At 65.9% G+C, this 4470-nt stretch carries 3 protein-coding genes; 2 read left to right on the top strand and 1 reads right to left on the bottom strand.

Annotated elements, in window-relative coordinates; genetic code table 11:
• Positions 1-96: 96 nt before the first annotated feature.
• Positions 97-1728, bottom strand: coding sequence for an ABC-F family ATP-binding cassette domain-containing protein (locus tag AC1D1G_RS42120; RefSeq protein WP_072942064.1), 1632 nt, complete (start codon positions 1726-1728; stop codon positions 97-99).
• Positions 1729-2380: 652 nt separating this feature from the next.
• Between AC1D1G_RS42120 and AC1D1G_RS42115 the strand changes: the two genes are divergently transcribed.
• Together AC1D1G_RS42115 and ku are read left to right on the top strand one after the other, a co-directional pair.
• Positions 2381-3529, top strand: a complete 1149-nt coding sequence (locus tag AC1D1G_RS42115; protein ID WP_477956590.1) for a lycopene cyclase family protein — start codon at positions 2381-2383, stop codon at positions 3527-3529.
• Between the two features lie 40 nt (positions 3530-3569).
• Positions 3570-4457, top strand: coding sequence for a non-homologous end joining protein Ku (gene ku / locus AC1D1G_RS42110; protein WP_443706314.1), 888 nt, complete (start codon positions 3570-3572; stop codon positions 4455-4457).
• Positions 4458-4470 lie beyond the last annotated feature (13 nt).

Here is a 4470-nt window from a genome sequence, read left to right as displayed (position 1 = left end):
GCGAAGACCCCGATGTCAGCCATGAACTCCTCCAGTCGGCGAGCGACGGTGGTTTCCACGGTAGAGCCCCGCGACGGCGATATCTACGCGCAGTGCTCAGGCGAGCTGGATCAGTTCCAGGTAGTCCTGCGACCAGTGGTCCTCGGTGCCGTCGGGCAGCAGAATGACCCGTTCCGGGTCGAGCGCCTCGGCCGCACCCGGGTCGTGTGTCACCAGCACGACGGCCCCGGTGTAGCTGCGGAGCGCGTCCAGCACCTGCTCGCGGGAGACGGGGTCGAGGTTGTTCGTCGGCTCGTCGAGCAGCAGGACGTTCGCCGCGGACGACACGAGACCCGCGAGCGCGAGGCGCGTCTTCTCACCACCGGACAGGGTGCCTGCGGGCTGCTCGAGCTGCGGGCCGGTGAACATGAACGCACCGAGCAGCGAACGCAGCTCCTGCTCCCCCGTGTCGGGGGCCGCGTGGCGAATGTTCTCCCACACCGACGCGTTGTCGTCGAGGGTGTCGTGCTCCTGCGCGAAGTAGCCGATCTTCAGCCCGTGACCGGGGACGAGCCCGCCCGCGTCCGGCGTCTCGACGCCGCCGAGAATGCGCAGCAGCGTCGTCTTACCGGCACCGTTGAGACCGAGCACCACGACCCGTGACCCACGGTCGATCGCGAGATCCACTCCGGTGAAGATCTCGAGCGAACCGTAGACCTTGGTCAGGTTCTCCGCCATCAGCGGAGTCTTGCCGCACGCGGCCGGCTCGGGGAACCGGATCCGGGCCACCTTGTCGGACACGCGTTCCGCGTCGAGGTCGGACATCAGCTTGTCGGCGCGCTTCGCCATGTTCTGCGCCGCCACCGCCTTGGTGGCCTTCGCGCCGAGCTTCGCGGCCTGCGCGCGCAGCGCACCGGCCTTCTTCTCAGCATTGGCGCGCTCGCGGCGACGACGCTGTTCGTCGGTCGCGCGGGCGTCGAGGTACTTCTTCCAGCTCATGTTGTACACGTCGGCCTCGCCGCGCACGGCGTCGAGGAACCACACCCGGTTCACGACGTCGTTGAGCAGATCGACGTCGTGGCTGATCACGATCAGACCACCCTCGTGGTTCTGCAGGAATCCCCGCAGCCAGGTGATCGAGTCGGCGTCGAGGTGGTTGGTCGGCTCGTCGAGCAGAAGAGTCGTGTCCGACCGTCCGCCGCTACCGTCCGACGCCGCGAACAGGATGCGCGCCAGTTCGACACGGCGGCGCTGACCACCCGACAGGGTGTGCAGCTGCTGACCGAGGATGCGGTCGGCCAGGCCGAGGCTGTTGCAGATGCGCGCAGCTTCGCTCTCGGCCTCGTAACCCCCGAGGGCCGAGAAGCGGTCCTCGAGGTTTCCGTACTTGCGCACGGCCTTGTCGCGCTCGGCGTCGTCGACGACCTCCGACATCAGGATCTGCTGCTTCTCCATGTCCCGCAGCAGCGAGTCGAGGCCGCGCGCGGACAACACGCGGTCCTTCGCGAGGACGTCGAGGTCGCCTTCCTTCGGGTCCTGCGGGAGGTATCCGAGATCGCCGGTGCGCACCACGGCACCCGCATACGGCTCCCCCTCCCCCGCAAGAATGCGGAGGGTGGTCGTCTTGCCGGCACCGTTGCGGCCGACCAGCCCGATGCGGTCGCCGGGCTGCACCCGCAAAGCCGGCCCGGGCGCGGACAGCAACGTCCGTACTCCAGCTCGAACTTCCAGGTCGGTAGCGGTGATCAACAAGACTCCTAGGAAAATGACGCTCGCGTTGAATGAGAAAAACTGAGCAAAGAACACACGAACCAGCAATTTTACCCGACCGCCGGCGACTCGGAACACGCCCGCCAGTGATCCCGCTAACGTTCGCGGCCGTATCCGACTCGCAGACAGCCCCTGGCCCTCTCGTCGTTGGCGTGTTGATCGGGAGTGATGCGTTCGGGAGTTTGTACACGGTGGTGACGTCTGTGGGTGGGAGGGTCGATGGCCACAGTCAATATTCGGGAAACTAGTGCGTTCCGTCTGGGCCCGACTCTATACGCCGGCTGCCGACGTATAGAGTCGGGAAGCCCGACCGACGTGTTCCGGGATTTCGCAGGCGCATTCAGGTTCCCCACCCCGCGCGACTCCATCTCGCTCAACTCTTCGCGCTCCCCCACGGTCGGCGAGGCAGGACCGCGGCGCCCACTCCCCCCAGCACCCGCCGTGGCCGGTCCGGGCTGTCCAGGGCGAGTTGACGAGGTCGTGACGTGCGCCGGCGAAGCCCCCACTACCCCGAGCTATCCGGAGCGCACCGGGACGAGTTCGGGAAACATTGCTGTTCCGTCCGTGTCCGATTCTGGAACATGTACATATTCTCCGGCAGGAAACTCGGCTCTCGTGTCAGGCTGGCTGCGTGACAGCTTCTCCCCGTCCAGCGATCTGGGACGTTGCGATCGTGGGCCTCGGGCCCGCCGGCCGCGCCCTCGCCCACCGGGCCACAGCTCTCGGTGCGACGGTCGTTTCGGTCGACCCGCTCCCCCGGAGGTCGTGGACCGCGACGTACGCGGCGTGGGAAGACGAGCTCCCCGACTGGCTCCCTCGGGACGCGATCGAAACGAGAACTTCTCGCCCGGCGGCCTGGACGACACGTCGCCACATCATCGATCGCACATATTGTGTTTTGAATACATCGTCACTGCAATCAATACTCAGCAGGGAATGCGGAACCGTCCTCGCAGGTAGAGCCGTGGACCTCTCCCCCACGTCCGTTCTGCTGGACGACGGGTCCACGCTGGAGGCGCACGTCGTGGTCGACGCTCGCGGCACCGGCGACAGCCCCGACCTCGCCCAGCAGACGGCCTACGGCGTCGTGGTGGACCCCGGCACGGCCGCCCATGCGCTCGCCGGCGACGCCGCGGTGTTCATGGACTGGCGCCGCGACAACGGCACATCGCCCTCGGACGTGCCGTCGTTCCTCTACGGGGTCCCCCTCGCGCACGACCGGTTCCTGCTCGAAGAGACCTGCCTGGTCGGTCGCCCGCCACTCCCGATCTCGGAACTCGCCACCCGACTCCACGACCGACTCCGACAGCGGGGCGTCACCGTACCGTCCCATTCGGACGTCGAGAGAGTCAGATTCGCCGTCGAACCACCCCCCGAGGCGGGTCGTGCCCACAGCTCGGATCAGGTGCGCTTCGGGGCCCGCGCCGGGTTGATGCACCCCGGAACGGGTTACAGCGTCGCAGCGTCGCTCCTGTGCGCAGATGTTCTGGCCCACGATCTTCGTGACGGTTCGAACGCGCGACTGTGGCCATGGAAGGCCCGCACCGTCGTGTCCCTGCGGTCGGTCGGTCTTCGCGTCCTCCTGAATCTGGATGCAGAACACGTCCCCGAATTCTTCGAGCATTTCTTCGATCTACCGCCACAACTCCAGGCGGCATATCTGTCCGAACGGTCGAATCCGCGCGGAACCCTGTCCGCAATGGGGCGGATGTTTCGGGCATCCTCCGGCRATATCCGCAGTGTGATTCTCCGTTCGACGCTTCGCCGGGAAGTTCGATGAACTGTCGCGCGAACGCGAAAAGGAGACCATCATGGAACGCATGCGGTCGATATGGAAGGGCTCGATAGCGTTCGGACTCGTGAATGTGCCGGTCAAGGTCTATTCGGCAACCGAGGATCACGACATCAGGTTTCACCAGGTCCATGCCAAGGACGGCGGCCGGATCAAATACAACCGCGTCTGCTCCGAATGCGGCAACGTCGTCCAATACGCCGATATCGACAAGGCCTACGACTCCGACGACGGCGTGCGCGTGGTGTTGACGGACGATGATTTCGGGAAACTGCCCGCCGCCGAGAAACACGAGATTCCCGTTCTGCAGTTCGTGCCGACCGAACAGATCGACCCCATTCTGTTCGAGAAGAGTTACTTCCTCGAACCCGATTCCAGCTCTCCGAAGGCGTATGTCCTCCTCGCGACAGCCCTCGAGAACAGCGACCGCACAGCCCTCGTCCACTTCACCCTCCGGCAGCGCACCCGACTGGCCGCGATGCGGTCACGCGACGGGGTACTGGTGATCCAGACGCTGCTGTGGCCGGACGAGGTACGCGCCGCCGAGTTCTCCTCGCTCGACGGCGTCGACAAGCCGAAGGCGAAGGAACTCGCCATGGCCGAGACGCTCGTCGACAGCATGGCCGACGACTTCGACCCCACCGAATTCACCGACGACTACCAGGTGCAGTTGCGTGAACTGCTCGACGAGATGATCGAGTCGGGCGGCAAGAAGGTCATCCCCGTCGCCGAAGTCGAGAAGAGCGGCGAGGACGCCGAAGTGGTGGACCTGGTGGCGGCACTGCAGCGCAGCGTCGACGCCGCCGGGAAGAAGGCCGCACCCGCCAAGAAGAAGCCGGCCAAGAAGGCTCCGGCCAAGACCGCCGCGAAGAAGGCCACCTCCAAGTCGTCCACTTCGGAACGCAAACGCGCCTGAACCGACGCGGAGG

Source organism: Rhodococcus sp. P3_B8 (genome assembly GCF_056402775.1).
Note: the sequence above shows the minus strand (reverse complement) of the source record. Positions and strands in the feature narration are given on the sequence as shown.